The sequence below is a fragment of the Streptomyces sp. NPDC086023 genome, assembly GCF_044540325.1.
Lineage (GTDB): Bacteria > Actinomycetota > Actinomycetes > Streptomycetales > Streptomycetaceae > Streptomyces.
On the sequence record NZ_JBITRX010000003.1, the window covers coordinates 479,817 to 504,794 of the forward strand.

Consider the following 24,978-nt stretch of genomic DNA (forward strand, 5'->3'; position numbering starts at 1 on the left):
CTGCGGCAGAGTAGCGTCGCACCAGGGCACGAGGGGGGTCGATGGACGAAGAACGGGGCCCGCGGGGGCGGGCGCGACGCGCGGAACGACGGCCCCCCACCCTGGAACTCGTCGTCCCCGGCACCCCGCTGGCCACCCCGGAGCACATGCTGGGCGACCCGCACACCGTCCAGATCCTCGGCGACCGGACCACCGGCATCCATCGCCGCGCCGACGACCTGGAGGCGGAACACGCCGACCGGGCCGGCGGCCGGACCGAGGTCGTGACCGAGGCGTACACCTGGGAGAACCGCCCGGGGGCGGCGTTCGCCCGAGGCCTGTGGCTGACCCTCCTGCCGCTGCTGCTGGTCAACCTGGTCTGCTGGATGCGGCCGCAGGGGCCCGCCGGCCGGCCGCCGGCCCGGGCGTACGCGGTGCTCTCGCGGCTGCTCGGGGCGGCGTTGACGGTCCAGCTGGTCGCGTCGGCCGCCACGGTGTCGATGGACCTGGCGGTGTGGCAGTGCGCGGTCACGGATGCGGCGTGCCGGGACCGGCACGCCTGGCTGTTCGTCCTCTCGCCGGAGGCCTGGTGGGGGAGGCCCGGCCCCCCGCTGGTCCTCGGCGCGCTGCTTCCGGTCGCCGTGCTGGCGCTGCTGGCCCGGCTGAGCAGGAAGAACTGGGCCAGGACCGAGGCACTGCGGCCGGCGGAGACGTACGGCGAGGACCACGGGTCCGCCTCCGGCGAGCCCCCGCTGGCCGGCGCGGGCATGTGGTTCGGGCGCAGGCAGGTGGCACGCCTGCGGTACGCGCACGCCGCGCTCGGGCTGGCGACGGTCTCCCTGCTCCTGCTGGCTCCCGTGCTGACGTACGACCGGCAGGACGGCTCCGCCGCGGCCCACGCGGCGGGCACGGTGCTGGGCGTGCTGGTGCTGGTCTCCGCCGCGGTGGCACTCGTGGAGGTCGCGCGGGCGGGGCGCAGCCGGGTCCTCGACCAGCGGATGGATCCGTACCCGCGCCTCCAGCCGGCCGTCGGAGCCGGGCTCCTGCTGCTGGCCGCCGGGTACGCCCTGTGGCCGCGGGCCGGCTGGACGCCCGCGGTCCAGCCCGCCGGCGGCACCGCGATGTTCGGTACGGCGGTCGGGCTGCCGGGTCTGAGCCCACTGCTCGCCCTGCTGTTGTGCACCGAGGTGCTCCTGGTCGTCGCCCTGGCCGTCTGCTGCCTCGGTGCGCGCAGGCGGCACCCGGTCCCCCGGCCGGTCCTGGCCGGCTTCGCCGGGCCGACGGTGGCGGTGCTCGCCTGCGCCCTGGCGCTCGCGCTCGGCTCGGTGCCGGCCACGGTCACCGAGGCGCTGCTGCTGGGCGGCCCGCCGCCTTCGGGTGCGTGCCCGGTCGAGGGGACGCCGAGTGCGCTCCGGGCCGGCGCCGGCGTCACGCAGATGATTGCGATGTCCTGTGTGTACTTCGCCCTCTGGTCCTGGATCGCGCTGCGCCGTCAGGCCCGGGACCTGGCCTTCTCGGTGGAGGCGGAGTACCGGCACGAGCACGTGGAGCCGGAGCGCAGGAAGGAGATCGTCCGTGCCCTCGCCGGCGCCCGGCTCACCGACGCCGCGCCGGTCCTGGTGGGGCTCGCCGGCGTGGTGTCGTTCGTCTTCCTGCTCTACGCCTCGCTGTTGGAACTCCGGGGCTGCGCGCCGGACACGGCGGAGGCACCGGCGGGCCTGCTGCGCTGGTCGCACTGGCTGCTGACGACCGGCACCTGGTTCGGCCCGGTGCTGGTGGGCCTGCTGGTGACGGCCGGCTGGCTGGCGTACCGCTGGCCGGCCGCCCGGCGTTCGGTGGGACTGCTGTGGGACCTGGGCACGTTCTGGCCGCGCGGCGCGCATCCGTACGGGCCGCCCTGCCTGGCCGAGCGGGCCGTGCCGGACATCCAGTGGCGGCTGACCACCTGGACCCGCAGTTTCGGCGGACGGATGCTGCTCTCCGCGCACGGGCCCGGTGCCGTGCTCGCGGCCGCGGCGGCCTTCCAGCTGGCACCGGTCGTACGCGCCCGGCTGGCGCTGCTCACCTACGGGTCGCCGCTCGCGCGCGTCCACGGACGCTGGTTCCCCGCGTACCTGGGACCGGAGGCGCTTCGCCGGCTGGAGCGGGAGGTGCTCGCCTGGCGGAACCTCTACCGGACCACCGACCCCATCGGCGGGCCGGTGATCCAGGATCCGGCGAGCACGGTCGACAGCCCGCTGACCCGGGATCCGCTCTCCGTGCAGCGTTCCGACCAGCACCCGCTGTACACCCCGATCAGGGGCCACGAGGAGTACCAGGCAGACCCCGCCTTCGCAGCCGACCGGGGCCTCCTCCTGACCCGCATGCTGCCGCCACCGCCTCCTCCCCGCCCCGCGGCCCCGAGGGAATCCCGCGAGGGCTGACCGACCGCCACGCCCACCGCCCGTCGGTGGCGCGGAGCGGCGCGGTGCAGCGCCGCCGCCGGCGTTCCTCCGTCATCACAGGACCGCAGGGCACCTCAGGGTCGGGTGCCGAAGGGGCCGAGGACCTTGTGGTCGAGCCGCAGGGATTCGACCATGGTCCAGGCGTTGTCGTAGGTGAAGACGTCGGCGCCGCCGAGCCGGCCGGTCCAGGCCGGGGTGACGGCATCGGCCGTGGTCTGGGTGAGGATGTCGAGGTACTCCTTGAAAATGGCCCATGCGTTGCCCGGGTACTTGGCGAAGAGGTAGCCCACGTCGACGAATTCGGTGATGGCCTTCCTGCCGTGGTGCTCCAGGTCGCGCAGGTACTCCTGCTGGATCTCGACGTCCTGCCGCGTACCCAGCCGGGTCAGGTGCCCTCCGATGAAGGTCGCGAAGTCGAACTCCAGGATCTGGTCGTGCGCCTTGAGCCAGCCGGGGATGTCGGTGGACACGACGAGGTTCCTGAACGGGACCCAGCCGGGGTAGACGATGTCCGCGACGTTCAGGACCTTCTGCCGCGGCGCGTGGACGAACAGGTTGTCCTGGCTGTGGTTGGGGCCCTTGTAGTGGAGCTCCAGGACCTGGTCGTCCACCTCCAGGCGGTAGCGGCTGGAGACGGTGCGGGTCGGCAACGGCGGCCGGCTGGACTCGGGTACCCGCCGCAGCAGGTGGGCGGTCTGCTCGTGGGCGATGATCACCGGCTTCGGGACGCCCGCGGCGCGGAGCTTGTCCGCCGCGCCGATGTGGTCCGCGTGGTAGTGCGTGTACACCAGGTGGCTGATGCGGGCGCCCGGCGCCACTTCCTCGATCGCGCGGAGGATGTTGCCCCCCAGCGTCGGGGGAGCGTCCACGACGATGACCCTCTGCTTCCGGCCCTGGTGACGTTCGGTCACCAGGAACATGATCTGGTAGAAGCCGTCCGTCAGCCAGTACAGGCGCTTGCCGATCTCCTGGACCAGATAGCCCTTCGCGGGGATCTGCGGACCGATGGCGGTGGGTGGCACGGGTGCGTACGCGCCCGGGGCGGCGGCCGCAGCGGGGTTCGCGAGCACGGACTGGAGCGCGGGTACCGACGCCGCCAGGGCCGAGTACTTCAGGAAGTCGCGGCGGCTGGCCGGGTCGTGAGTGACGGGGGGAACGGGTTCCCCGCCGGGAGTCTTCGTCATGGCTCTCCCAGAAGCGTGCGTCCGAATCGAGGGTGTGGCAGCCCTCCTGCCTCGGAGCAGCCCACTGCAACCCGTAGACGACGCAGACTGGAAGGGCGGGGCAAATCTAGGTGCCCCCGCCGTGGCGGATCGATGAGCCACGCTGAGCCGCTGCTCCGACCTGCGCAGCCGATGCGGATCAACCACTCCGTCGGACGGCACGCTGCCGAGGTGACGCGCCGATGTGCACCCCCTGGCCCCGGCCGGGACTTCGCCGTTGCGGTGGTCGCCGGTGTGCGCGGCAAACACAATGAGCGGGGCGCGACCGGGAGGGGGCTGGGCGGATGGCGGACGACGACCCGCTGGTACGCCTTCGGCACGCACGACGGCTACCACCTGTGGGAGGCGCCGGACAACGTGTCCATGGCCTCGGTGGCGCTGGCGATCAGTGGGGGCGGCGCGCTCAGCTCGTTCGAGACGACCGTTCTCCTGACCGTCGAGGAAACCCTGGACGCCCTCGCCGGAGCCGAGCACATCCGGTACCGGGCTCCTGGGGCCGAGCGGTGAGAAGCGCCTGCCGCGGCCTCAACGCCGGCCCCCTCGCCCGGCTGTCGGCTGCCGGCGGTCAGCGGGTGCGGCGTTGTTCGTTGCTGTCGGTGCGGAGCCGGTCGGTCTGGCGGATGAGGGTGTCGATGCGGTCGGCGAGACCGCGGTGGTGGGGGCGCAGGTGGGGTGCTGCCGCTGCCAGTGGGCCGAGCAGGGTGGCGGGGTCGGGCCCGCCCAGGGCGCGGCGTACCTGGTCGACGGAATCGTGGCCGGGGCCGTCGAGGCCGGTGACGGCGCTGACCTGTCCGGCGATCTGGCGCAGGTCGGCGGCGTGGTCGCGGGCCCAGGCGTTGACGGAGCGCTGGGCGGCGCGGCGGTCGCGGGTGGCCTGTACCCGTTCTTCGCCGGTGGCGCCCTCGGCGCCCGGGCGCAGCCGCAGGTAGCGGCGTTCGGCGGCCTGGCGGCTGGCCACGCCGAGGGGGCCTGCCAGGTCGGCCCAGCTGGCGCCCGCGGCCCGGGCCGTCTCGATCAGACCGGACTCCCAGCCCGCGAGCTGCTCGCGGACCTCGCGCAGCAGCATCAGCGCGGCCAGGGCCTGACTCGGTTCGGCGGTCGTGGTGCCGGCCGCGTCGTGGGCGTCGCGCAGCTCCCGTTCCACGGCCGCCAGCGCGGTGGCCGCGGCGAGGAACGAAGCGGGTGAGCCGGTCGGCATCCCGGCAGGTGATGAACCACGGGGCATGGAACCTCCACAAGGTCGGCAGCGGGGCATCGGCGGGCACGGCGCGTCCGCGTTCCCGGCTCGTCATCCATTGGATGCCAGACTGGATTGTCATCGTTTCGATGACATGCTAGAACAGAAGAGCCTGAAGCGCACTGGCACCCATTGCAGACACATCAGGAGGTTTCCATGCTGATGCGCACAGATCCTTTCCGGGAGCTCGACCGCCTCACCCAGCAGCTCATGGGCCCGGGCACGTGGTCGAAGCCGTCCGCGATGCCGATGGACGCGTACCGCGACGGGGACGTGTACGTCATCGCCTTCGACGTCCCCGGTGTGGCCAAGGACGCCATCGACATCGACGTCGAGCGCAACATGCTCACCGTCAAGGCCGAGCGCCGCCCCGCGGCGAGGTCGGAGCAGGCCCAGATGGAGCTCTCGGAGCGTCCGCTGGGCGTCTTCTCGCGGCAGGTCATGCTCGCCGACACCCTCGACACCGAACACATCGACGCCGAGTACGACGCCGGCGTGCTCACCCTGCGCATCCCGATCGCCGAACGCGCCAAGCCGCGCAAGATCGCCATCGGCGATGGCGGCCGCAAGCAGCTCAACGCCTGAACCCCGCTGCCCGCGCGCGCCGTCCCGCGCCGCAACCGCACCGCCGGGCTTCCCGGCCGGCGGTGCCACCTGGCGGAGGACGGGAGTACCCCCTCCCCCCGCTCCCGTCCTCCACCGCCACCGTTCCTCGCCCCGCGCACCCCAGCGCGCGCGGGGCGCGAGGCGCAAGAGTGCGCCGGAGGAGGAGTCAGCGATGACCCTGCGATGGGACGCCTTCATCCACAGCGTCCAAGAACGCGGCGAGTACCCCTCCCAGCAGGAAGCCGACCGCGCCGCGCGCGTCGTCCTCGCCCTGCTCGGTGCCCACCTCGTCGGCGAGGACCGCACCCGGGTCGCGGCCCGCCTGCCCGAGACGTACGCCCTGATCCTGCTCAACCCGCTCCAGGCCGCCGAACCCCTGGACCCGCAGCGGTTCGTACGCGCCACCGCCGCCTGGATCGACGGCGCGACCGAACGCACCGCCGCCTGGGACGTCAGCGCCGTCCTCAGCGTCGTCGCCGACGCCGTCGACGAGGACCTCCTCAGCCGCATCCTGCTCCAGCTCCCTCCCGGCTACGACCTTCTCTTCGGCCACCCCCAGACCACCTGACCCGGGGGGCAGTGCAATGGATCACGGTGTGGGCGCCGACGGCCCGCTCGGGGAGGACGACCTGAGCAGCGAGCGCATCGAGGTGGCAGCCCTCGACGGCACGATCGTCATCCGCCTGCACGGTGAGATGGACATCGCCCGCTCCGAAACCTTCCGGCTCACCCTCCGCCATGCGCTCCCCGCCGGTACGACATCCCGGCACGTGGTGGTCGATCTTCAGCACCTGACGTTCTGCGACTCCGCGGGCCTCCATGCCCTCCTCGAAGCGCGCAGACAGGCAGCCCGCCTCGGGCACGAGCTCTGCCTCGCCGCGCCCCGGGAGCAGTTCCTGCGGCTGCTGGAGCTCACCGGGACGTTGCCCCTGTTCGCGGTCAGACCCGCGCCACCGTTCTGATCACGGGCAGAGCATCCTGCGGACACCGACGGCACCGGCACACGGACTACGGGCGCCGCAGCCTGCGTGCGGTCCGGTCCAGGGTGCCCCAGTCGCCAGGCTGCGCATCGACCTCGCGGGCGGCCTCCTCGATCACCGCGTCGTCCACCCACCCCGCCGGCACCACGTCGATGACGAGGGGCTCGTTGTCCGGGCCCCGCCCGCATTCGGTGCCGTACAGCAGCCACGGACGCACCCGTCGGTCCTCGGCTTCGGGCAGGTGGGCGTAGTCGTACAGGCGGCGCGCGATCCACAGGCGCAGCGGACGTTCACCCCACCAGGGCTCGACGTCCAGGGGGTTCGCCGACAGCCCGGGCATGGCGATCCCGGTCAGGTTGTCGCGGCTGCTGACCGAAGGAAGGTCCGCTCCGGGCCCCAACGACCACCGCACGTACACACCGGTGCGTCCCGCGACGAGACCGGTCAACTCGTCGAGCGAGCCGACCCGCGGCATGGAAGTCGAAACGTGCTCGTCGTGCACCACCTGCGGTTACCCCGCTTCGGTTGCGGTACCCCTCGATGCGCGTCGATGCGCGTCAGGCGGGTTCGCGGCCGAGGGTGGTGGCGCGCCGGCAGTACTCGTAGAGGCCGTTGAAGATCGGGGCGGCGATGGCCATGGTGTGGGTGTCGTCGCCGGTCATGGACAGGCCGCGCAGGACGACGTCGAGGCCGGGGGCCTCGGGAGCGTTGAAGCGTTCGTCGTCGATGTCGGCTTCGTGGACTATCTCCGCGATGCGACGCAGGGCGGGGTCGTCGGTCAGCCGGTGGACCCGCAGGATGGTCTCGAAGCTGCAGTCGCCGTGGTGGTGGCCGAGTGCGGCGCCGCGCATGTCGAAGGGGGTGGCGTCCGCGGGGACGTGGGCGGGGTCGGTGACGAAGACGAATTCGGCGTCCGGGTCGATGAAGCGGCCGATCAGCCAGGCGCAGGCGGCGCGGTCGATGTGGATGCCGGCGCGGGTGGCCCACTTCATGGGGTGCTCTCTTCCGTGGTGTTGGCGGGGTGCAGGGAGCTGACGGCTCGTTCTGCCGACTGCCGGTCCGGTGGGGGAAAGTAGTCGCGGCGCTGGATGCGCCGCAGTTCGGCACGCAGCCTGGCCAGTGTGCGCCGCCTTCCGGCCTCGTCCCCTTCGCCGGCCGCTTGGGCTTCGGCGAGCAGCTGGCGGTACTCGGCCGCGCGGGCCTGCGTCATGGCCTCGACGAGCTGCTGCTCGTCCCCGGCGGCTGCCGGATGCGCGATCCACACCGTGGCGGTGCCGCCCAGGTCGCTGACTTCCTCGGCGATCCACTCCACCTGCTCACGGGTACGGGCGTCCGCGGGCAACGCGACGAGGCCGTCGCTGATCTGCGCGACGCCCATCCGCCTGAGCTTGCGCCATACCGTGATCCGCGGGGTGGAGGGCTCCCGCGGCAGGCGGTAGGAGAGCAGCACCCACTGCCTCCCGGCGCCCGGGCCGCTCACCCGAGGCTCCGGAAAGAGCCGACTGCTGTGGTGTCCGAAGGCTGCAACAAGCTGTTCATGTCCATCCACCGGACTCCGTCTTCAATCCACCCGACCTCTAATGCAACCATGGTTACATCGCAGTGGGCGGGGTGGGGGCGCGATCGCGCATGCCGAAGCCGTCCGGAACCCAGACCGTGCCGCACGGTGTGATCAGGACACAGGGGAGTGCCGATGACCGCCATCGACCAGCCGCCCGGCCTCCGGGCCGGAGCAGACGGCGGCGCCGCCGCCGGCACTGACGTGATTCCCCTGCGGCAGGCGACCCGCACGTGGTTCGCGATCTCCTGGCAGACCTTCGGAGGCCCGGCCGGACAGATCGCCGTCATGCAGCGGGCGTTGGTGGAGGACAGACGCTGGATCGGCCAGCAGCGGTTCAACCATGCCCTGAGCTACTGCATGCTCCTGCCCGGACCCGAGGCCCAGCAGCTGGCGATCTACACCGGCTGGCTCCTCAACGGCACCCGCGGCGGCCTGATCGCCGGCACCCTCTTCGTCCTGCCGGGCGTCCTCGCCCTGCTCGCCCTGTCCGCCCTCTACGTCGCCTTCGGCTCGACGGCAGCCGTCACCGGCGTCTTCGCCGGCCTTGCCCCCGCGGTCGTGGCGATCGTCGTCCAGGCCGTCTCCCGGGTCGCCCAGCGCTCCCTGACCCACCCGCTGCTGATCGGGCTGGCGGCCACGTCGTTCGGGGCCCTGGCCCTGTTCTCCGTACCGTTCCCCGCGGTCATCGCCGGAGCCGCCCTCGCCGGCTGGCTCATCGCCCGCCACAAGCCCGACGCGCTCAAGCCCTCAGGCGGACACGGGGCCGACGACGGGCCGGCTCCGCTGATCCCCGACGACGCGCTCCACCACGAGCAGCCCAGCCGCCGCCGCACCCTGCGCATCCTCGCGATCGGCCTGCTCCTGTGGGCCGTCCCGGTGGCGGCCGTCGCCGTGCTGACGGGCACGGGCAGCGTGTTCACCACCCAGGGCATGTTCTTCTCGGGCACCGCGCTGGTCACCTTCGGCGGCGCCTACGCGGTCCTGGCCTTCGTCGCCCAGCAGGCCGTGCAGACCTACGGCTGGCTCAGCGCGAAGGACATGGTCAGCGGCCTGGCCCTGGCCGAGACCACCCCCGGCCCCCTGATCATGGTGGTCCAGTTCGTCGCGTTCCTCGGCGCCTACCACAACCCCGGCGGCCTCGACCCGTGGGCCGCGGCGCTGCTGGGCGCCCTGCTCACCACCTGGGTCACCTTCGTACCCTGCTTCCTGTTCATCTTCCTGGGCGCCCCCCACATCGAGCGCCTGCGCGGCAACCGCCGCATCTCCGCCGCCCTGACCGGCATCACCGCCGCAGTTGTCGGCGTCATCGCCAACCTCGCCCTCTACTTCGCCGAACACGCCCTCTTCACGGACGTCGACGACAAAACCCTCGGCCCTGTCAGTCTCGCCCTGCCCGACCTGACCACCCTGCGCCCCGCCGCCCTGGCGATCAGCGTGATCGCCGCAGTGCTGATCTTCAAACTCCGCTGGAGCGTCCTGCGCACCCTGGGCATCTGCGCGGCCCTCGGCCTGGGCGCCGCCCTGGTGGGCCTGCCCGGCCTCTGACCCGCCGACGAGCGATGCGCGCCTCAGCGACAGGCTGAGGCGGGTGAAGCTCCCCAATCGTGTTGACGACCTCCGGCGTGCGGTGTTGGAGTCGGGATGTGGACAGCATCCCCGCCAACCGGCGGCTCTGGAACCGGATCAGCAGCACCTACCAGGAGGAGCACGACCCGCGCATCGGCGCCACGCCCCGGCTGTGGGGCATGTACTCCATCCCCGACGCGCACCTGCACGCCCTGGGTGACGTCACCGGCAAACGCGTCCTCGAACTGGGCTGCGGCGCCGGCCAGTGGTCCAGGGCGCTGGCCGCGGAGGGCGCCACCGTCGTCGGGCTCGACCTGTCCGAAGCCCAACTCGCCGCGGCAGCTGGCGCGATGGGAGAGAGCCGCTACCAACTGGTGCAGGGCGCGGCCGAACAACTCCCCTTCGCCGCCGAAAGCTTCGACCTGGTGTTCTGTGACTTCGGCGGGCTCAGCTGGGCGCCGGCGCACCTGGCCGTCCCGCAGGCCGCACGCGTCCTGGCCCGAGGCGGGCGCCTGGTGTTCAACGTCGCCAGCCCATGGTTCGAAGCGTGCTACGACGAAGCCGCTGGCCGCGTGACCACGACCCTGCAGCAGGACTACTTCGGCCTGAACGCCATCGCCGAAGGCGACGGCGCCACCAGCTATCAGCTCACCTACGGTGACTGGGTCAGGGTCCTCCGCGGCGCGGGCCTCGTCATCGACGACCTCATCGAGCCACGGCCGGAACCCGGAACATCCAACGGCTACAACGAGACCGAACCGCCCGACTGGGCGCACCGCTGGCCGGCGGAGCTGCTCTGGGTCACCCGCAAACCGTGAGCCCCGCGGTGCTGCCGGCCTTCCGCGCGCGAATTCTGCGTATCTGGCCTAGTTTGTCCATCGATCGACCGTTTCTCCGGAAAGGGAGTGTTTTCCATGGCTGAGAAGGCCAAGGGCAAGATGGAGCAGGCCAAGGGCAAGGCCAAGGAGGTCGCCGGCAAGGCGACCGGCAACGAGCGTATGAAGGCCGAGGGCAAAACCGACCAGGTCAAGGGCAAGGCCCGCGAGGTCGCGGGCAAGGCCGAGGAGCAGGCCCGCGGAATCAAGGACTCCCTCCGAGACCGCCGGCCCTGACTCGCCGGCCCGCTCCGGGTACGGCGGCCACGGCGCGTTCGGCGCGGTGGCCGCCGTACCTGCGTGTCAGAGCAGGCCTATGCGGCGGGCGATCAGTTCGTTCTGTCCGAGTTGCTGGTGTGCTCGGGGGCCGAGCGTGCTGATGACGTGGGCGATGAGGACTTCGATGACCGCGAGGGTGGGGACGAGGCTGTCGTAGGGGGCCATGGTGCCGACCTGGCTGGGCAGGACGACGTCGGCGTGGGTGGCGGCGGGGGAGAGCCAGGGGTCGGTGAAGAGGACGGTCTTGCCGCCGGCCTCCCGGGTGAGCTGGGCGATCGCGGTCTTGTCGTCCTCGTACCGTCGGTAGTCGAACAGGACGACGACGTCGCGCCGGTTCAGCTGTGTCAGGGCCGCGGTGCGTTCGACCGGCCGTTCGGGCAGGAAGCGGACTTCCTCGCGCAGCTGCATCAGGTGAAGGCCGAGGTACTGGGCGAGCAGGTGGGTGAAGCGGCCGCCGGCGAGGGTGATGTGGCGTTTGCGGTCGGCGAGGAGTTCCACCGCGCGCGTGAAGTCGTGCGGGGGGATTTCGGTGAAGGTCTGAGTCAGAGCGGGCGTGAAGGCGGCGTCCGCCTGCTCGGGGAGGCCGGCTGTGCCGGTGTCGTCGTGGGGGAGGCTGCCCAGGCCGGCGGCTTCGTAGAGCGCGATGGGGGAGGCGTTGCGGGCGTCGAGTTCGGCGCGTACGGCGGCCTGGAGGTCGGGGAAGCCGCGGTAGCCCATGCGTGCGGCGAAGCGCAGGACGGTGGGGGCGGAGACGGCGGCGCGGTCGGCGATGACGGCGACGGTCTCGAAGACCGCTGAGGGGTATCCGGCCAGCAGGGTGCGGGCGACCTTGCGTTCGGCGGGGCTGAGCTCGCCGAGGTCGGCGCGGATGCGGTCGGCCAGGGTGCCGCTCATCGTCCTTGGTTCCTTTCGGGGGGCTTGTGCCGCGTCCGCCGAGCCTAGTGCCAGGCGCGGCGGACGCGGCTGTCCGGGGGCTGTGGCGGCCGTCCGGTCAGTGGGGGGCGACGCCGAGGGTGAGGCCGGTGATCGTGGCAGGCTCTGACGGCGCGGTGGACCGGGCCCAGGCCAAGGTGCTCGGTCCGGGAGGCGTGGACAGCGTCACGGTGAAGCGCGGGTTCGTCTCGAAGGTGGAGGCTGTCGCGGTGCGCTGGACGCGGGTGGCGGCCAGGGCCCGGGCGGTGGCCAGGAGGGAGTAGGGCCGGCCGGTGGGGTTCTCCGGGGAGTGGAAGACGTCGTCGTTGGCGGGCACCGGGGTGTCGCCGGCCGGGACGGCGGGGTGTTTGCCGGGGGCGGGCACTGCCCGCCAGGCCTGCGGGAGGTAGCGGTCGCCGTCGGTGAGGTGGGTGTAGCGGGCGCCGCTGAGCGACCAGCCGGCGGTGGTGGTGCGCGTGCGGGCGTGGCGCAGGTCCAGGATGGTCAGGCCGCGCGTGCCCTTGACGGTGGCGGTCTCGGCGGGCGTGCCGGGGCGGTCGATGATCAGGGCGGTGTTCTCTTCGAGGCCGTAGACACGGTCGTGGCCGGTGTCGGCGGCCAGGCGCAGTGCTCGCCCTTCGCGCCCGTAGGCGCCGGTGTGGGTGTCGACCAAGCCGGAGTGGAGGAACCCGAAGCCGCCGGCCGGCAGGTAGCCCAGCCGGGTGGGGTCGTCGAAGTAGCCGGGGGCGCTGCCGTCGCGCAGCCCCTGGTGGGACTCGCCTCCGGTGACCATGTCACGGCCGGCCATGATCTGGGCTCCGGCGGAGGATCCGGCGACGACCGCGCCGGCGGCGAGCTTGGCACGGATGGCGGCCAGGACCTTGGTGTCGGTGTGCGCGTCGCCGTGCAGGAGGGTGGTGACGTAGCGGTACTGGTCGCCGCCCCCGAAGAAGAAGCCGGTCATGGAGTTGACCTGGGCGACGACCGCGTCGGAGTCGGCGTTGGCGATGTGGTCGAGGTCGACGGGTATCCACTGCGCGTCCGCCGCCCCGTGCCGGGTGAGCAGGGACGCGTAGTAGGCGCCGTTGCAGGCGGAATTGCTGCACCGGTCGGGGTCGTCGGCGTGGGGGTCCTGACTGGCGGGCACCGAGGCGGCCGTCAGGACGCCGATGCGGGCGTTGTCCCCACCGGCGCGGCGGATGATCTCACCGTAGACGGCCTCGTTGTCGGCCTTGAGGCCGCCGCCGATCAGTACCAACGAGCCGGAGACGGCGGGGCGGGACGCGGGCGTGGCGTGGGCGGCGGGGATGGTCAGGGCTGCGAGCAGCGCGGTGGTGGCGGCCATGAGGCTGCGCCGTGAGCGGGTGCCGGGCATGAGGGCTCCGTTCAGGGGGCGGTGGTGTGACAGAGGCGGGCGATCAGCAGGGCCAGCAGCGTGACGCGGTCGGTGATCGTGGCGGTGTCGAGCCACTCCTGGGGGGAGTGGTCGGCTCCGCCGACAGGCCCGAGCCCGTCGAGGACCGGGGTGCCGGCGGCGGCGATGGTGTTGGCGTCGCCGACTCCTCCGGTGTGGGCCGCTCCGAAGGTGACGCCGAGTTCTGCGGCGGCGGAGCGGGCGAGGTCCAGCATGTGGCGGCCGGCCTCGGTGGGCTCCATCGGCGGGCACAGGTCCAGCTGCCGTACGGTGGCTGTGGTGCCCGGGACGCGCAGGTGCGCGGCCGCGTCCGCGAGGGCGTGGCCGATGCGGTCCAGGCATGCGGCGGCGGCTGCACGGACCTCGACGTGGAGTTCGGCCCTGTCGGGCACGATGTTCGGGCGGGTGCCGGCCTGCAGGACGCCGACGTTGATCGTGGCATCCGTTTCCCTGCCGTTGAGGGCCTGCAGGGCGATGGTCAGGTGGGCGGCGGCCAGGGCGGCGTGCGCGCCGCGTTCGGGCTCGATGCCGGCGTGTGCTGCCCGGCCTTCGACGGTGATCAGGTATTCGGCGACGCCCTTGCGGGCGATGACCAGATCGCCGTTCTCCCGCGCGCACTCCAGGGCCAGGGCGAAGTCCGCCTCGGCGGCCAGCGCGCGGGTCAGGGCGGAGCTGCCGGGCGAGCCGATCTCCTCGTCCGGCGTGGCCCAGAAGATGATCTCGTCGTAGTCGTCGAAGCCCTCTTCCGTCAGGATCTCCACTGCGCTCAGGCCGGCCAGCAGGCCGCCCTTGTCGTCGCTGACCCCCGGGCCGTGGGCCAGGGAGCCGTCGAGGCTGAAGGGCCGCTCGGCGGCGGTCCCGTCCTCGAAGACGGTGTCCATGTGGCCCGCGAGCAGGATCCGCCGCCCGCCGTCGGCCGCCGGGCGGGAGCCCTTCTTGCGTGCGACGAGTGCATGGCCCAGGGCGCGTCCCCGGTGGCGGCCGGTGGGGACGGTCTGGGTGGTGGCGCCGCAGCGTTCGAGCCGGTCGGTGAGCCAGGCCGCCACGCGGTTGACGCCGTCGGGGCTGTAGGAGCCGGAGTCGATGGCCACCAGCGCGGCGAGATCGGCGAGGTACTCGCTGTGGCGGGCTGCGGCCCGGGCCCGCAGGGTCCGCGTGGACGGCAGGGGCCGCGTGGCGGCGCTCACAGGACTTTGGACAGGAACGCACGGGTGCGGTCCTGTGTCGGCTCGGTCAGGACCTGGCGCGGGTCTCCGGCTTCGACGACGACCCCTTCGTCCATGAAGACGGCCGTGTCGGCCACTTCGCGGGCGAACCCGATCTCGTGGGTGACGACGACCATGGTCATGCCGTCCGCGGCCAGGCGCCGCATCACGTCCAGCACGTCTCCCACGAGTTCCGGGTCGAGGGCGGAAGTGGGCTCGTCGAAGAGCATCAGCTTCGGTTTCATCGCCAGCGCGCGGGCGATGGCGACGCGCTGCTGCTGGCCACCGGAGAGCTGCCCGGGATAGTGGCCCGCCCGGTCGGCGAGCCCGACCTGCTGCAGGAGCCGGTGCCCTTCGGCTTCTGCTTCCGGCTTCGAGACGCCGCCGACCTTCACCGGCGCCTCGCAGACGTTCTCCAGGGCCGTCATGTGCGGGAAGAGGTTGAAGCGCTGGAAGACCATGCCGATGTCGCGGCGGCGCGCGGCGACCTCGCGCTCGCGCAGCTCGTGGAGCCTGCCGGCCTGGCGGCGGTAGCCGACGAGGTCGCCGTCCACCGCCAGGGTGCCGCCGTCGATCCGCTCCAGGTGGTTGATGCACCGCAGGAAGGTCGACTTGCCCGACCCGGACGGGCCCAGCAGGCAGCACACCTGGCCGCGCTCGACCGTGAGGTCGATGCCGCGCAGCACCTGGAGGCTTCCGTAGTTCTTGTGGACTCCACGGGCCTGGACCATGGGACGGGTCATCGCCCGGCCTCCTTCTTCGTACGACGCGTCCACGAGGTGCCCGCGCTGCCGAGCATCCGCTGAAGGGCCGGGGTGCTCCGGCCGCGGGTCGTACCCCGCCCGTACCGGCGTTCGAGCCAGGCCTGCGGGACGCTCAGCAGCGAGACCAGCGCCAGATACCAGCAACTGGCCACCACCAGGAGGGGGATGACCTGGTAGTTCTGTGCGTAGACCTCCTGGACGTTGCTCATCAGGTCGTGGGCCGCGATCACGGAGACCAGCGCGGTCATCTTCAGCATGTTGATGGTCTCGTTGCCCATGGGCGGGATGATGACCCGCATCGCCTGCGGCAGGACGATCCGCCGCATGGTCAGGCCGGGGCGCATGCCCAGCGAGTGCGCGGCCTCGGCCTGTCCGGGGTCGACGGACTGGATGCCCGCCCGGACGATCTCGGAGGCGTACGCGGCTTCGTTCAGGCCCAGGGCCAGCAGGGCGGCCACCGCCGGGGTCAGGACGGCGTTGGTGTCCCAGGAGACGAAGGTGACGCCCGTGAAGGGGATGCCGATCTTGATCTGGGAGTACAGCGCCGCGGCGTAGCCCCAGAAAATGATCTGCACCAGCAGCGGAGTGCCGCGGAAGGCCCACACGAACAGCGACGAGAGCCCGTACAGCACGGGGCTGTCGGACAGCCGCATCACCGCGATGACGGTGCCCAGCACCAGGCCCAGCGCCATGGCGGCCGCGGTCAGCCACAACGTCGTGGCCATCCCGTCGAAGATCAGGCTGGCGAAGAGGTAGTCGCCGACGACGTCCCAGTGGAGGTTGTCGTTCTTGGCCAGCGACCCGACCAGGCCGATCAGCGCGGCCACGGCCCCTACGGCCGCGGCCCAGCGGCCGTAGTGGCGGACCGGGACGACGTCGAGTGCCTCGCCGCTGCCGGTGGCCAGGGGTGGGGTGCCGGTCGGTGCGGTGGTGCCGGTCACCGGCCACCCGCGTTCTTCGTGGCTTCCTTGACCGCGATGGAGGCGACCCCGTACTTCTCGCAGATCTTCGTCAGGGTGCCGTCGTCGATGAGCTGCTGCAGCGCCTTCTGGATCGCGTCGGTGAGCTGCGGCAGCTTCTTGGACACCGCGATGCCGTTCGGCGAGGCCTTGTAGCCGCCCTGGGCCGCCGGGTCCTCCACCGAGTCGAAGGCGGTGCCGTTCTCGGCGGTCTTGGCCGTCCAGCCGGCGGCCGGCTTCGTCAGGACGTCCGCGACGACCTTGCCCGCGCGCAGGGCGAGCTGGGCATCGGAGTCCTTGGGGAAGGTCTGGATGTCGACGGGCTGCCGGCCCAGCTCGGTGCAGCGTGCCTGATGGGCCTTGAGCAGGTCCGCCTGGTTGGTGGCGGCCTGCACCCCGACAGGGTGCCCGCACAGGTCGTCCAGCGTGGTGATCCTGGCGGGGTTGCCCTCGGCGACCAGCAGCCCGGAGCCGGACTGGGAGTAGTCGACGAAGTCGACGACCTGCTGGCGCTCCTTGGTGTCGGTGATGGCGGAGATCGCCACGTCGTACTTGCCCGCCTGGATCGCCGGGATGATGCCGTCGAACTTCTGGGGCGTGAAGGTGAACTTCACCCCCAGCTTGGCGCCCAGGGCCTGGCCCAGGTCGTAGTCGAGGCCGGTCAGCCGGCTCTCGCCCTCCTTGACGAACATCTCGAACGGCGCGTAAGGGACATCGGTCGCCACGCGGACGGTGCCGGACGCGCGGACCGCCTCCGGCAGCGCGTCGTGCAGGCCTGCGTCCTTCAGGACCTGCACGCCGGCGACCTCCACGGAGGCAGGGGCGGTCGCGCCGGGCGCGGGGGTGTTGCCTCCGCACGCCGTCAGGACGGCGGAGCCGACGAGCGCGACGGCCGCGGCCGAGGGGAAGCGGACGGATCTCGTGCGTGTGTGCATGGCTGAGGGACCTCGTTCACTGAGGAGTGGAGACACGGGGGACGGCCGCCGTTGGCGAGCCACACCGGAAGTTACAGATCCGCGCAGCATTTGACTAGATGTATCGCATGTTACGAGCGGGTGAGTGTGCCGGACGGTGGCGGGCTGTCTCGATTTCGCGCCGATATGCGGCTTATCGACCGGTCTTCCAGCATCGGCCGTCGATTACCTCGTTACATCTATGCACGAACTTGGCTGGCTTGTATCTTCCGCTACTACCCGGATGTGGCACCGGCCGCATCCTCCCCACCTCACGAGCGAGGGCACCGCCATGCATCGCACCAACCGCCGCTCCCGACCCGTTCTCGCCGCCGCAGCCACCGCCCTGCTGACACTGTCCGGCATGCTGCTCGTCGCCGAACCGGCCCACGCCGCGGCGTCCCGGATCCGCCTGGGCAGCGCCGCGGACGCCTCCCGCCCCTCCTGGCAGGGCCCCGCCTACACGATGAACGGCGCCGGCGCGGTCGTCCCGGGTTCCATGAGCCGCGCGATCGACGACATCCGCGGCGGCACCGGCAGCCTCGACGTCGTCGTCCTGGCCGGCTCCGCACCGGCCACCGGCAGCAGGACACCCGAATGCGACACCGTCATGACCCTGCCCGGCGTCAGCTCCTGCACCACCTGGACGCTGACCACCGCGTCCGACGCCGGCAACGCCCAGGCCAACGCGGACGTACGCAACGCCGAGTTCGTCTACTTCGCCGGCGGCGACCAGTGTCGCTACGCCGCGTGGAAGGGAACTCCGCTGGAGGCCTCCGTGGAGTCGGTCGTGGCCAAGGGCGGCGGATCGGGCGGCGGCAGCGCCGGCCACCACATCAACAGCCCTCTCGTCTACGACGCCTGCAACGGCAGCGTGACCAGCAGCGAAGCCCTCGCCAACCCCTACGACCGCTCCATCAGCTTCACCACCGGCCTGTTCACCTGGAACCACTACGACAACGTCGTCAACGACTCCCACTTCGTCGCCCGCGACCGCATGGGCCGCCTCATGACGTTCGTCGCCCGGTCCGTCAAGGACGGCCTGACCACCGCCGGTTCCGCCTGGGGCGTGGGTGTCGAAGAGTCCGGCGGATCACTGCACATCGACAGAAACGGCCTGGCCACCGCCTACGGCAAGACCAGCTACGTCGTCCTCGGCGACCACCAGCCCGAACAGGCCGTGGCCCGCAAACCCCTCACCTACACCAACTACAAGATCTTCAAGCTCACCCCCGGCACCACCTTCGACTTCGCCCACCGCCCCACCTGCGGGTACTACCTGCGCAGCGTCATCGCCGGCGTCCCCGACCCCAACCTCTACGACGGCACCCCGCAGACCACCTGCACCCCCGACTCCACCTCCACCCTCACGGAAACCGAACCCAACGACACCCGGGACACCGCCGACGACGCCACGACCCTGACCGCACCGGCCGCCCTCACCGGCAACCTCGCCTCCAGCGGCGACCGCGACCACTACGCCCTCACCCTCACCGCCGGCCGGCGTACCGACATCCAGTGCGCCGTACCCGGTGACTACGACGCCGACGTCTACCTGCTGAGCGCAAGCGGAAGCACCCTCACCCGATCCGTCAACGACGGAGCCGGCACCGACGAGGCGCTCACCCACACCGCCACCGCCACCGGCACCCACTACCTCGAGGTCGCGGCCTACTCGGGCTCCGGCACCAGCACCTACAGCTGCACCCTGACCACCACGTAGCGCGCCACAACACGGCGGGAGGTCCCGGCGAGGCAAAACGACGCAGAAGCACTGCGAGTTTCCAGCCGTCGCCGCGTTCATCAAGCTGAACCCCTCGGGACCGGCTCATTCCACCCTTCTGGGAGGGACCATGCGTCTGCAAGAGGAACTGCCCGTGGACCACCGGCTCCACCGCGTCTACGGCATCGGCGCCGGCCTGTGCGGCCTGCTGCTCCTCGTCTTCGGCTTCCTCGGCTTCGCCGACAGCCTGTCCTTCTTCAGCACCGAGGGGCAGCGGATCGCCGGGCTGTCCACCAACGGCCTGCTCAGCTCGATCTCGGTGCTCTTCGGGGTCCTTCTGATCGTCGCTGCGGTGATCGGCGGCAACTTCGCCTCCACGGTCAACATCGCCGTCGGCGTGCTCTTCGTCGCGAGCGGCTTCGTCCACCTGTTCCTCATCGACCGGCCGGGCAACATCCTCGACTTCGGGCTGTCGAACGTCATCTTCAGCTTCCTCATGGGGCTGCTGGTCATGACCTTCGGGATGTACGGCCGGGTCAGCGGCGGCCTGCCCCACGACAACCCGTACTGGCAGCGGCGCCACCCCCGGCAGGCGGCGCGCGAAAAGGCCGCCGCCCGCCGGCGGGCCCTGCAGCCCGCGGACCGGGCGGCCCTGCCCGCGCACCAGCACGAACACGCCTGACCGACACGGGAGGAATCATGTCCACACCCAAGGTGCCGCCCGAGGAGACACCGGAGGCCGAGGCCTCCACGGCAGCCGCTCACCACGAGCGCCCGGACGGAGGGGTGTGGGAACACCCCTGGGCCTTCCTGGGCCTCATCGCCGTCGGGGCGGTCATGGTGGCCGCGTTCTTCGTCGTCCGCATCGCGGGCTGGTGAAGCCACGGCGTCCGCAGCCACCCGTCCCGACCGGCTCGCATTGATACTGCATCGTATGGTGGCGGCATGACCGAAGGAAGCCCCGGAGTCTCCACGGGCGCGGTGGCCCGGCGACTGGGTGTATCACCCACGACGGTCCGTTCCTGGGAGCAGCGGTACGGCATGGGACCGGCCGTCCGCGAAGGCAACAGGCACCGGCGGTGGATGCCCGCCGATGTCGCGATGCTGGAGGAGATGTGCCGGCTCACCTCGTCGGGGATCCCTCCGGCGGAGGCCGCCCGTGCCGCCGTGGCACTGCGGCGCCGGCTCGACGCGGATGAGCCCGCCGAGCCGGCGCCGCGCCCGCCGCAGCACGCGGACGGGCCTGAGAGCGTTCCGCGGCGGCGCCCCCAGGGCGGTGCAGGTGGAGGGCTGCCGCTGGGCCGGGTGCGTCAGGAGTGCCGCGGGCTGGCGCGGGCCGCGGTGCGGCTCGACGGTCCGGCCATGGAGGGCCTGCTACAGGAAGCGATGCGGGCCCACGGCCTGGTCACCGCCTGGGAAGAGGTGATGGCGCCGACACTGCACGCGGCCGGCCGCAAATGGGAGGCGGCGGGCGACCGCTACGTCGAGGTGGAGCACCTGCTGTCGTGGCACGTCTCGACCGTCCTCAGGCGAGCGGCGGCCACCGCCCCGGCCGCGACCCAGGCGGCACCGGCGGTCCTGGCGTGCCTTCCCGGCGAACAGCACACGCTCCCGTTGGAGGCCCTGGCCGCGGGTCTGGCCGAACGGGCGCTGCCGGCCCGGATGTTCGGCGGGGCCGTGCCCGCGGAGGCCCTGCTGGCAGCGGTACGCCGACTGGGGCCGCCGGCCGTGGTGCTGTGGTCGCAGTCCCGCTCCACGGCCGACACCACCCTGGCCCGGCAGGTGGCCTCGACCGCCTTCGGGGTCAAAGGCGCGCGCAGGTCCCCCCTGGTCCTCCTGGCGGGCCCGGGCTGGCCCCCGCAGGCAGCCACGGCGGGCATGAGGCGTCCCGGCGGACTGCGGCAGGCACTCGATGCCATCGGCGCGCTCTACACCGTGCAGGACGCGGCTCCGGCAGACGACGGGGAGCGGGCGGGCCCGGCCGACGTGAAGATCTCCCCGCCATGACGGCACCCCGGACACCCCGGACGCCCCGGACGCCCAGGCACGCACGGCGCTCGCTACAGCGGACGGCGGGCGTCCCGGGGCGGGCGCGGCGGCCGGGGGAAGAAGCCACTGGTGCGGGCCTGGTAGGCGGCGTAGCCCGGCCGGTCGGCCATGTGCACCTCCAACAGGCGTTTGCCGCTGCCCTTGATGAGCAGGGCGCTCATCACCAGGGGTGAGACGACGGTGGCGACGGCGGTGGGCCAGGTGGCACAGGCCGTGAGGTACAGGCCCCACCAGACGAGGAAGTCGCCGAAGTAGTTGGGGTGCCGGGTCCAGGCCCACAGGCCGCGGTCCATGATCCGTCCCTTGTTCGCCGGATCGGACTTGAAGCGGGCGAGCTGGTGGTCCCCCACCGCTTCGAAGAAGAGTCCGGCGGCCCACAGGGCGAGCCCCAGCGCAGCCGTGACGTCCAGGGGCCGGGGCAGCAGCAGGGCCGTCTGCACCGGGAGGGAAACCAGCCAGACCAGAGCGCCCTGGAGCAGGTAGATGCTCCGCAGGGCGTACAACGACCGGCTCCCGGAGGCTCGGGCGAGCATGCGGGCGTACCGCGGGTCCTCGCCGTGTCCGCGGGCGCGCCAGGCGATGTGCGCCGCCAGGCGCAGCCCCCACACGACGGTGGCCAGGGCGACGACGGTGCGTCGTGCGGGGTCGCCGTGCCCGGCCGACAGGAACCACCCGACGACCGCCACGGCGGCGAAGGCCAGGCCCCAGGCGATGTCGACGATCCGGTGCACGCCCTTGACCGTTCCGGCGGCGAAGGCCACGAGCATGACGACGAGCGCCGTGGCCGCCGACGCGGCGAGGACGGTGCCGAGGGCGGCGGTGTCGACGGTGCTCATGCCGGCGTTCCCTTCGCACGCGGTGCCGCGCTCATCGGACGTCCTCGCCGGGCCGCCCGCCGGCGGTGAGGACGAGCTGCCGCACGTCGAGGTAGCCCGAGCGGAAACCGGCCTCGGAGTAGGCGAGGTACAGCTCCCACATGCGCAGGAAGGCATGGTCGAAGCCGAGGGCGGTCACCTCGGCGGACCGGCGGACGAACTCTTCGCGCCACAGCCGCAGCGTCTCCGCGTAGTGGTCGCCGTATCCGGTGTCGTGCACGACCCGCAGTCCGGCCGCCGCACTCTCCCGGCCGATGGCTTCCCGCGAGGGGATCAGGCCCCCGGGGAAAACGTACTTGCTGATCCAGGTGTGCGTGCGGGCGGTGTTCAGGACCTGCTCGTGCGGCATGGTGATGGCCTGGAGCGCGGCGCGGCCGCCGGGGGCCAGCAGGCGGCGCAAGGCACCGAAGTAGGCGGGCCAGTAGGCCGCTCCCACCGCTTCGATCATCTCGACGCTCACGACGGCGTCGTACGTGCCCTCCAGGCGCCGGTAGTCGCACAGCTCGACCGTGACCCGGTCGGCGACCCCGGCCTCCGCCACGCGGCGCAGGGCCAGCTCCCGCTGTTCCCGGGAGAGGGTGACGGTGCGGACGCGGGCACCGCGCATCGCGGCCCGGATGGCGAGTTCGCCCCAGCCGGTCCCGATCTCCACCAGGCGGGTGCCCGGTCCGGTTCCGGCCAGGTCCAGGAGCCGGTCGATCTTGCGGTGCTGTGCCGCGGGCAGGTCTCCCGCATCGGCCGGGAGGCTGGCGAAGACGGCCGAGGAGTAGGTGAGCGTGGGGTCGAGGAAGGTGGCGAACAGCTCGTTCGACAGGTCGTAGTGGCGGTGGATGTTCTCGCGGGCCCCCTCGACGGTGTTCAGGTCCGACGGAGGCCTGCGGCGGACCCACGCGCGGCGCAGACCGCGCAACGGCCCGGGGACCAGCTCCTCCACGTGGCCGGCCAGGACGGTGAGGACCTCGACCAGGTCGTCGCTGTCCCATTCGCCGGCCATGTACGCCTCGCCGAAGCCGATCAGTCCGTCCGCGCCGATCCGCCGGTAGAACGCTTCCGGGTCGCGCAGCGTGAGGACCGGCACGGGGGCGGCTCCGCCCTGCGGCTGGTGGGGGAGGGGCGTCCGGGCGCCGCCGGTCCGCACCCGCATCGGCAGTCGCCGGAAGGCGCGCTCGACGATCCGGCGCGCTATGGACGTGCGGAGGGCCGAGGCCGGGGGCAGACGGGCGACGTCGGGCCAGCGTGCGGCGTCCACGAGGTGGCGGCCGGCGCCGGTTTCGTCGTGGGGAGCGGGAGGAAGGGTGAGCGTCACGGTGTGTCTTCCTGGGCGACAGGGCCCGGAGGGGCGGGCCGGGGCTGGACGGGGAGGCGTTTGAGGTAGAGGCGTATTCCGTGCCGGCGGATGCCGAGGGACACCCCTGCCGTCGACCACGGGTTGCGCAGGAGGGCGGCCAGCAGGGCGCGGCCGCCCGCGGGGCGGTGCGTCCCGCGCACGGTGGCGGTCAGAGGGCGGGAACCGTCGCCGTGACGGAGCTGGACGGTGAGGTCGAGGCGGTCGCCGGGCAGCGGCAGCCTCATCCGGTAGCTGCCTTCGACGCCGAAGAACGGGGAGACGTAGAAGTCCTTGGCCACGTCGGCACGCCCTTCGGCGTCGGGGCGCAGGAGGTAGCAGTGGCGTTCGCCGTAGGTGTTGTGCACCTCGGCGACGACGCAGTCCAGGCGCCCGGACCCGTCGTGGCACCAGTACAGGGTCAGGGGATTGAACACGTGTCCCAGCACGCGGGCGTGGGCGAGCATCAGGACGCGTCCCTCCGGCCGGTGCGCGCCCTGGGCGGCGAGGTACGCGTCGAGCCCGGCACGCACGCTGGGCGCCCCACCCGCGAAGTGGTCCCGGGCCTCGAAACGGGCGAACGGCCGCAGGACGCGGGGGAGGACGGGCAGGTCGTCCAGGTCGACCAGCCACATGTACGTGCGGTGCCGCAGGCCGTACCCGAAGGGCGCCGTCCGCACGTGCCGCACCTCGGTCGCGTAGAGGGCGGGAACGTGGGGGGCGCTCGGCGGGGCCGCTGTCGCGGTCACCAGGTCGCTCCCAGCGCTCTCGCCGCCTCTGCGCCCGAGCGGCAGCCGTCCTCGTGGAACCCCCACCCGTGGTAGGCGCCGGCGTACGCGGTCACGCGGTCGTTCAGGGCGGGCAGCAGGCGCTGCGCCGCGACCGAGGCGGCCGTGTAGACCGGGTGCTCGTAGGTCATGCGGGCCAGGACCATCGCCTCGTCGATGCGGTCACCGGGGTTCAGCGTGACGATGTGCGGCTCGTGGGCCGGCAGGCGCTGCAGCCGGTTCATGTCGTAGCTGACCTGGACGGACCCGGGGCGGGCGGAGCAGGACGGGAGGCGGTAGTTCCAGGAGGCCCGGGCGTGCTCGCCGCGCGGCAGCTGGGAGGTGTCCCGGTGCAGCACCGTCGGATTGCGCGAGTAGGTGAAGGCGCCCAGAACGCGTCGCTCCAGGTCGGTGGGGCCGTCCAGCAGGCGCAGCGCCTGGTCGGGGTGGACGGCGATGACGACGGCGGCGTGCTCGGCGGTCTCGCCGTCGTCGGTGAGGATGCGTACGCGGCCGGCTCCGCGCACGATCTTGCGGACGGGCGTGGAGGTATGGACGCGGGACGGTGACTTGGCCGCCCGCTCGACGTAGGCCGCCGACCCTCCGGTGACGGTCTTCCACTGCGGGGATCCGGTGACCGAGAGCAGTCCGTGGTGGTCGAGGAAGCGGAAGAGGTAGCCCGCCGGGTACTGGAGGGCGGTGTCCGGTGCGCAGGACCAGACGGCCGCGACCAGGGGTACGGCGAAGTGGCTGACGAAGTGGGCCGGGAAGCGGTGGTCCCGCAGGAAGTCGCCGAAGGTGCGGCCGGTGTCGCCGTCGGCGAGGAGCCGGCGGGCGGCGCGGTGGAACCGCGGTACGTCGGCGAGCGTCAGCAGGTGGCGACCGCGCAGCAGGTTGCCCCCGCCCAGCAGCCCCCGCAGGCCGCGGGCACCGGCGTACTCCAGGCCGCATCCGTCGCACCGGACCGACATGCTCATCTCGGAGTCCTGTGTGGTCACGCCCAGTTCACGGAAGAGCCGTAGGAGGTGGGGGTAGGTCCGCTCGTTGTGGACGATGAACCCGGTGTCGACGGCGACCGTCCCGCCCGCCGCTGTCGGCACCTGGTGGGTGTGCGCGTGCCCGCCCAAGCGCCCGTCGGCCTCGTAGAGCACCACGTCGTGGGTGCGTGACAGGACGTGTGCCGCCGTGAGCCCCGAAATTCCGGCACCCACGACCGCGATGCTCGTGCTGTCCATCCCCTCTACCCCCTGATCTCGACGGGCCGGGAGGGGTGCCTCCCGAGG

The 24,978-nt window shown here is 72.3% G+C and carries 27 protein-coding genes; 12 read left to right on the forward strand and 15 right to left on the reverse strand.

Annotated features, from left to right (window positions below):
- The first annotated feature begins 41 nt into the window (after positions 1–41).
- A complete protein-coding gene (locus ACIF6F_RS08800; RefSeq protein ID WP_399943229.1) occupies positions 42–2,402 on the forward strand; it encodes a hypothetical protein in 2,361 nt (786 codons plus the stop codon).
- Positions 2,403–2,497: 95 nt separating this feature from the next.
- On the opposite strand, the gene ACIF6F_RS08805 is transcribed toward ACIF6F_RS08800, so the two are convergent.
- Positions 2,498–3,607: an MBL fold metallo-hydrolase gene (locus ACIF6F_RS08805; RefSeq protein WP_399943231.1), complete on the reverse strand. Its 1,110-nt coding sequence runs from the start codon at positions 3,605–3,607 to the stop codon at positions 2,498–2,500.
- A 132-nt stretch (positions 3,608–3,739) separates the two neighbouring features.
- On the opposite strand from ACIF6F_RS08805, the gene ACIF6F_RS08810 reads away from it, so the two are divergent.
- Positions 3,740–4,153 (forward strand): GYD domain-containing protein, encoded by a 414-nt coding sequence (locus ACIF6F_RS08810; protein ID WP_399943233.1) that lies wholly within the window; start codon positions 3,740–3,742, stop codon positions 4,151–4,153.
- 58 nt (positions 4,154–4,211) lie between these two features.
- Here ACIF6F_RS08810 and ACIF6F_RS08815 read toward each other — a convergent pair whose 3' ends face one another.
- A complete protein-coding gene (locus ACIF6F_RS08815) occupies positions 4,212–4,844 on the reverse strand; it encodes a hypothetical protein (protein WP_399943235.1) in 633 nt (210 codons plus the stop codon).
- A gap of 195 nt (positions 4,845–5,039) precedes the next feature.
- Here ACIF6F_RS08815 and ACIF6F_RS08820 point away from each other — a divergent pair, with 195 nt between their 5' ends.
- The 3 genes from ACIF6F_RS08820 (at position 5,040) to ACIF6F_RS08830 (ending at position 6,451) form a co-directional block, all read left to right on the forward strand.
- The gene (locus ACIF6F_RS08820) at positions 5,040–5,468 is read left to right on the forward strand and encodes an Hsp20/alpha crystallin family protein (protein WP_399943237.1); all 429 of its coding nucleotides are present in this window, start codon (positions 5,040–5,042) and stop codon (positions 5,466–5,468) included.
- Between the two features lie 193 nt (positions 5,469–5,661).
- On the forward strand, positions 5,662–6,057 hold the full coding sequence (locus tag ACIF6F_RS08825; protein WP_399943240.1) for a DUF2267 domain-containing protein: 396 nt from the start codon (positions 5,662–5,664) through the stop codon (positions 6,055–6,057).
- Between the two features lie 16 nt (positions 6,058–6,073).
- Positions 6,074–6,451: an STAS domain-containing protein gene (locus ACIF6F_RS08830; protein ID WP_399943242.1), complete on the forward strand. Its 378-nt coding sequence runs from the start codon at positions 6,074–6,076 to the stop codon at positions 6,449–6,451.
- Between the two features lie 46 nt (positions 6,452–6,497).
- Here ACIF6F_RS08830 and ACIF6F_RS08835 read toward each other — a convergent pair whose 3' ends face one another.
- The 3 genes from ACIF6F_RS08835 to ACIF6F_RS08845 all read right to left on the reverse strand — a co-directional run bounded on the left by ACIF6F_RS08835 (position 6,498) and on the right by ACIF6F_RS08845 (position 7,949).
- Positions 6,498–6,944, reverse strand: a complete 447-nt coding sequence (locus ACIF6F_RS08835; RefSeq protein ID WP_399943489.1) for a DUF6098 family protein — start codon at positions 6,942–6,944, stop codon at positions 6,498–6,500.
- Positions 6,945–7,026: 82 nt separating this feature from the next.
- The gene (locus tag ACIF6F_RS08840; protein ID WP_399943244.1) at positions 7,027–7,461 is read right to left on the reverse strand and encodes a chromate resistance protein ChrB domain-containing protein; all 435 of its coding nucleotides are present in this window, start codon (positions 7,459–7,461) and stop codon (positions 7,027–7,029) included.
- Positions 7,458–7,949 (reverse strand): Chromate resistance protein ChrB, encoded by a 492-nt coding sequence (locus tag ACIF6F_RS08845; protein WP_399943247.1) that lies wholly within the window; start codon positions 7,947–7,949, stop codon positions 7,458–7,460. The genes ACIF6F_RS08840 and ACIF6F_RS08845 overlap by 4 nt, the downstream gene beginning before the upstream one ends.
- A gap of 213 nt (positions 7,950–8,162) precedes the next feature.
- On the opposite strand from ACIF6F_RS08845, the gene chrA reads away from it, so the two are divergent.
- The 3 genes from chrA (at position 8,163) to ACIF6F_RS08860 (ending at position 10,708) form a co-directional block, all read left to right on the forward strand.
- Complete coding sequence (gene chrA / locus ACIF6F_RS08850; RefSeq protein ID WP_399943250.1) at positions 8,163–9,575, forward strand: chromate efflux transporter; 1,413 nt, start codon at positions 8,163–8,165, stop codon at positions 9,573–9,575.
- 98 nt (positions 9,576–9,673) lie between these two features.
- Entirely contained in the window at positions 9,674–10,414 is a 741-nt protein-coding gene (locus ACIF6F_RS08855) for a class I SAM-dependent methyltransferase (protein WP_399943252.1), read from the forward strand.
- 96 nt (positions 10,415–10,510) lie between these two features.
- Positions 10,511–10,708, forward strand: coding sequence for a CsbD family protein (locus ACIF6F_RS08860; protein ID WP_399943255.1), 198 nt, complete (start codon positions 10,511–10,513; stop codon positions 10,706–10,708).
- 66 nt (positions 10,709–10,774) lie between these two features.
- On the opposite strand, the gene ACIF6F_RS08865 is transcribed toward ACIF6F_RS08860, so the two are convergent.
- The 6 genes from ACIF6F_RS08865 to ACIF6F_RS08890 form a co-directional block, all read right to left on the reverse strand.
- A complete protein-coding gene (locus ACIF6F_RS08865; RefSeq protein WP_399943258.1) occupies positions 10,775–11,644 on the reverse strand; it encodes a MurR/RpiR family transcriptional regulator in 870 nt (289 codons plus the stop codon).
- 97 nt (positions 11,645–11,741) lie between these two features.
- Complete coding sequence (locus tag ACIF6F_RS08870; RefSeq protein WP_399943260.1) at positions 11,742–13,037, reverse strand: cyanophycinase; 1,296 nt, start codon at positions 13,035–13,037, stop codon at positions 11,742–11,744.
- A gap of 11 nt (positions 13,038–13,048) precedes the next feature.
- Positions 13,049–14,263: a M20 family metallopeptidase gene (locus ACIF6F_RS08875; protein ID WP_399943262.1), complete on the reverse strand. Its 1,215-nt coding sequence runs from the start codon at positions 14,261–14,263 to the stop codon at positions 13,049–13,051.
- Positions 14,260–15,012, reverse strand: coding sequence for an amino acid ABC transporter ATP-binding protein (locus ACIF6F_RS08880; protein WP_399943491.1), 753 nt, complete (start codon positions 15,010–15,012; stop codon positions 14,260–14,262). The genes ACIF6F_RS08875 and ACIF6F_RS08880 overlap by 4 nt, the downstream gene beginning before the upstream one ends.
- Before the next feature lie 8 nt (positions 15,013–15,020).
- The gene (locus ACIF6F_RS08885) at positions 15,021–15,986 is read right to left on the reverse strand and encodes an amino acid ABC transporter permease (RefSeq protein ID WP_399943264.1); all 966 of its coding nucleotides are present in this window, start codon (positions 15,984–15,986) and stop codon (positions 15,021–15,023) included.
- Positions 15,983–16,939, reverse strand: coding sequence for an ABC transporter substrate-binding protein (locus tag ACIF6F_RS08890; RefSeq protein WP_399943266.1), 957 nt, complete (start codon positions 16,937–16,939; stop codon positions 15,983–15,985). The genes ACIF6F_RS08885 and ACIF6F_RS08890 overlap by 4 nt, the downstream gene beginning before the upstream one ends.
- Before the next feature lie 310 nt (positions 16,940–17,249).
- Here ACIF6F_RS08890 and ACIF6F_RS08895 point away from each other — a divergent pair, with 310 nt between their 5' ends.
- The 4 genes from ACIF6F_RS08895 to ACIF6F_RS08910 all read left to right on the forward strand — a co-directional run bounded on the left by ACIF6F_RS08895 (position 17,250) and on the right by ACIF6F_RS08910 (position 20,687).
- A complete protein-coding gene (locus ACIF6F_RS08895) occupies positions 17,250–18,680 on the forward strand; it encodes a pre-peptidase C-terminal domain-containing protein (RefSeq protein WP_399943267.1) in 1,431 nt (476 codons plus the stop codon).
- Positions 18,681–18,810: 130 nt separating this feature from the next.
- The gene (locus ACIF6F_RS08900) at positions 18,811–19,362 is read left to right on the forward strand and encodes a DUF4383 domain-containing protein (protein ID WP_399943269.1); all 552 of its coding nucleotides are present in this window, start codon (positions 18,811–18,813) and stop codon (positions 19,360–19,362) included.
- 17 nt (positions 19,363–19,379) lie between these two features.
- The gene (locus ACIF6F_RS08905) at positions 19,380–19,559 is read left to right on the forward strand and encodes a DUF6480 family protein (RefSeq protein ID WP_399943271.1); all 180 of its coding nucleotides are present in this window, start codon (positions 19,380–19,382) and stop codon (positions 19,557–19,559) included.
- Between the two features lie 66 nt (positions 19,560–19,625).
- Complete coding sequence (locus tag ACIF6F_RS08910) at positions 19,626–20,687, forward strand: MerR family transcriptional regulator (RefSeq protein ID WP_399943274.1); 1,062 nt, start codon at positions 19,626–19,628, stop codon at positions 20,685–20,687.
- Between the two features lie 53 nt (positions 20,688–20,740).
- Here the strand turns inward: ACIF6F_RS08910 and ACIF6F_RS08915 are convergent, their stop codons facing one another.
- Genes ACIF6F_RS08915 through ACIF6F_RS08930 form a run of 4 tightly spaced genes read right to left on the reverse strand, consistent with a single transcriptional unit; the run spans position 20,741 to position 24,930 of the window.
- The gene (locus ACIF6F_RS08915) at positions 20,741–21,565 is read right to left on the reverse strand and encodes a DUF1295 domain-containing protein (protein WP_399943277.1); all 825 of its coding nucleotides are present in this window, start codon (positions 21,563–21,565) and stop codon (positions 20,741–20,743) included.
- A gap of 31 nt (positions 21,566–21,596) precedes the next feature.
- Positions 21,597–22,910, reverse strand: a complete 1,314-nt coding sequence (locus ACIF6F_RS08920) for a class I SAM-dependent methyltransferase (protein ID WP_399943280.1) — start codon at positions 22,908–22,910, stop codon at positions 21,597–21,599.
- Positions 22,907–23,680: a DUF1365 domain-containing protein gene (locus ACIF6F_RS08925; protein WP_399943494.1), complete on the reverse strand. Its 774-nt coding sequence runs from the start codon at positions 23,678–23,680 to the stop codon at positions 22,907–22,909. Before ACIF6F_RS08925 ends, ACIF6F_RS08920 begins: the two co-directional genes overlap by 4 nt.
- The gene (locus ACIF6F_RS08930; RefSeq protein ID WP_399943282.1) at positions 23,674–24,930 is read right to left on the reverse strand and encodes an NAD(P)/FAD-dependent oxidoreductase; all 1,257 of its coding nucleotides are present in this window, start codon (positions 24,928–24,930) and stop codon (positions 23,674–23,676) included. Before ACIF6F_RS08930 ends, ACIF6F_RS08925 begins: the two co-directional genes overlap by 7 nt.
- Positions 24,931–24,978 lie beyond the last annotated feature (48 nt).

Excerpts from the sequence above, each read along its gene's own strand:
- ACIF6F_RS08800 (WP_399943229.1), top strand. The coding sequence starts at position 42 with ATGGACGAAGAACGGGGCCCGCGGGGGCGGGCGCGACGCGCGGAACGA.
- ACIF6F_RS08805 (WP_399943231.1), bottom strand. The coding sequence starts at position 3,607 with ATGACGAAGACTCCCGGCGGGGAACCCGTTCCCCCCGTCACTCACGAC.
- ACIF6F_RS08810 (WP_399943233.1), top strand. The coding sequence starts at position 3,740 with ATGAGCCACGCTGAGCCGCTGCTCCGACCTGCGCAGCCGATGCGGATC.
- ACIF6F_RS08815 (WP_399943235.1), bottom strand. The coding sequence starts at position 4,844 with ATGCCGACCGGCTCACCCGCTTCGTTCCTCGCCGCGGCCACCGCGCTG.
- ACIF6F_RS08820 (WP_399943237.1), top strand. The coding sequence starts at position 5,040 with ATGCTGATGCGCACAGATCCTTTCCGGGAGCTCGACCGCCTCACCCAG.
- ACIF6F_RS08825 (WP_399943240.1), top strand. The coding sequence starts at position 5,662 with ATGACCCTGCGATGGGACGCCTTCATCCACAGCGTCCAAGAACGCGGC.
- ACIF6F_RS08830 (WP_399943242.1), top strand. The coding sequence starts at position 6,074 with ATGGATCACGGTGTGGGCGCCGACGGCCCGCTCGGGGAGGACGACCTG.
- ACIF6F_RS08835 (WP_399943489.1), bottom strand. The coding sequence starts at position 6,944 with ATGCCGCGGGTCGGCTCGCTCGACGAGTTGACCGGTCTCGTCGCGGGA.
- ACIF6F_RS08840 (WP_399943244.1), bottom strand. The coding sequence starts at position 7,461 with ATGAAGTGGGCCACCCGCGCCGGCATCCACATCGACCGCGCCGCCTGC.
- chrA (WP_399943250.1), top strand. The coding sequence starts at position 8,163 with ATGACCGCCATCGACCAGCCGCCCGGCCTCCGGGCCGGAGCAGACGGC.
- ACIF6F_RS08860 (WP_399943255.1), top strand. The coding sequence starts at position 10,511 with ATGGCTGAGAAGGCCAAGGGCAAGATGGAGCAGGCCAAGGGCAAGGCC.
- ACIF6F_RS08865 (WP_399943258.1), bottom strand. The coding sequence starts at position 11,644 with ATGAGCGGCACCCTGGCCGACCGCATCCGCGCCGACCTCGGCGAGCTC.
- ACIF6F_RS08870 (WP_399943260.1), bottom strand. The coding sequence starts at position 13,037 with ATGCCCGGCACCCGCTCACGGCGCAGCCTCATGGCCGCCACCACCGCG.
- ACIF6F_RS08880 (WP_399943491.1), bottom strand. The coding sequence starts at position 15,012 with ATGGTCCAGGCCCGTGGAGTCCACAAGAACTACGGAAGCCTCCAGGTG.
- ACIF6F_RS08890 (WP_399943266.1), bottom strand. The coding sequence starts at position 16,939 with ATGCACACACGCACGAGATCCGTCCGCTTCCCCTCGGCCGCGGCCGTC.
- ACIF6F_RS08895 (WP_399943267.1), top strand. The coding sequence starts at position 17,250 with ATGCATCGCACCAACCGCCGCTCCCGACCCGTTCTCGCCGCCGCAGCC.
- ACIF6F_RS08900 (WP_399943269.1), top strand. The coding sequence starts at position 18,811 with ATGCGTCTGCAAGAGGAACTGCCCGTGGACCACCGGCTCCACCGCGTC.
- ACIF6F_RS08905 (WP_399943271.1), top strand. The coding sequence starts at position 19,380 with ATGTCCACACCCAAGGTGCCGCCCGAGGAGACACCGGAGGCCGAGGCC.
- ACIF6F_RS08910 (WP_399943274.1), top strand. The coding sequence starts at position 19,626 with ATGACCGAAGGAAGCCCCGGAGTCTCCACGGGCGCGGTGGCCCGGCGA.
- ACIF6F_RS08915 (WP_399943277.1), bottom strand. The coding sequence starts at position 21,565 with ATGAGCACCGTCGACACCGCCGCCCTCGGCACCGTCCTCGCCGCGTCG.
- ACIF6F_RS08930 (WP_399943282.1), bottom strand. The coding sequence starts at position 24,930 with ATGGACAGCACGAGCATCGCGGTCGTGGGTGCCGGAATTTCGGGGCTC.